The organism is Bradyrhizobium sp. MI1.10 (assembly GCF_055811035.1).
Window position 1 is genome coordinate 1 of sequence record NZ_JBVVPN010000135.1, and the last position, 1,236, is coordinate 1,236.

Consider the following 1,236-nt stretch of genomic DNA (forward strand, 5'->3'; position numbering starts at 1 on the left):
ATGGGCTTTGCGGGTCGCAGAAGTAGACCTGGATACCCGCATCGATCTTGAGACGATCGTGCTGAGCCATTTCGGCTTCCTGATCCCAGGTCAGCGAGCGACGCAGTTCTTCGGGCAAGGTGATGACGGTGCGCGTGATCGCGTCGCGCACGGCCTCGGCCCCGTGTCCCGCGAGCGCAGGTCCGTTCTTCGCGCGCGGAGCTTCGCCGTGCCCCGCCAACCGGGGAAGGTGCAATAGCATCGTGAAGCGCGTCGCGCTCGACCAGCGTGCCGATTGCCGAGCTGCCAAGACCGAGGATGAGGTCTCCCTCCCAATGTCCCGGCACTGCTCGATCGGCAGCTTCAGCAGGGCGCTCACTGATCATGATCTCCGGCGAGACAAACCCCTTGCCTCGCCTGCGTACGCGCGCCCTGGGAATCCGTAATACACGCCCGGTTCGCAAGCAGGCCGTCAGCTCGCGGCGCAGCGCCCCACGGCCCTGAACGAAGAGAGCTTGATAGATAGCTTCGTGGCTGATGCGCATCGTCTTGTCGTCCGGGAAGTCGATCGGCAAGCGTCGGGCAATCTGCTCGGGACTCCAGGCTTTGGCCCATCGCCGATCCTTGCGTGGGCCATGCCGGCGGCCCTTCCACAGAACGGCGGGACCAGGAACGAGAGCGCCGGTCGGGGCTACGACGCCGCCAGCAAGTCTCTCCTCCACATAAGTGCGCAAGGTTGTATTGAGCGCAAGCTTGGCCGGCTTGGGTCGGCGGGCGGATCGATCCGCATGCCATTGGGCAGTTGTTGCCCGATACTCCAACCCGCCGCCGCGGGTGGCCGCGTTGCGTCGCAGTTCACGGGATATTGTCGAAGCAGCCCGCCCCAGGCGACGTCCAATCTCTTGCATGGAATGGCCCTGCACCTTGAGGAGTGCGATCTCCTCGCGCTCTACCAATGAGAGGTACCGCCCGGAGAGTACCTTTGCCGAAGATCTGAACATCGCTGGTGGCATGCCGCCCGCCTTTCGGAATAATCTGCTTCCGACAGATTGTGACAATCCGGCTTCCAGCGCAGCATCCTCGCTGCTTAGCCCCGCGGCAATCGCCCGCCAAAATTTATTCTGTTCATCGCGCCCGGCAACAGAGGGCCGTCCTGGCGACGGCAATGGGGCTCGTCCTGACCGCGCCGATCTGCGCCTTACAACGTTCATCGCAACCTCCAAACTCCTGGTGTTGCGACGACCGTTTGAATCCGCC

Annotated in this window: 1 pseudogene; it reads right to left on the bottom strand. The window is 63.4% G+C overall.

Annotated elements, in window-relative coordinates:
• Nucleotides 1–1,190: pseudogene (locus AC0L3K_RS40585) on the bottom strand (IS30 family transposase); the annotation flags it as partial.
• Nucleotides 1,191–1,236 lie beyond the last annotated feature (46 nt).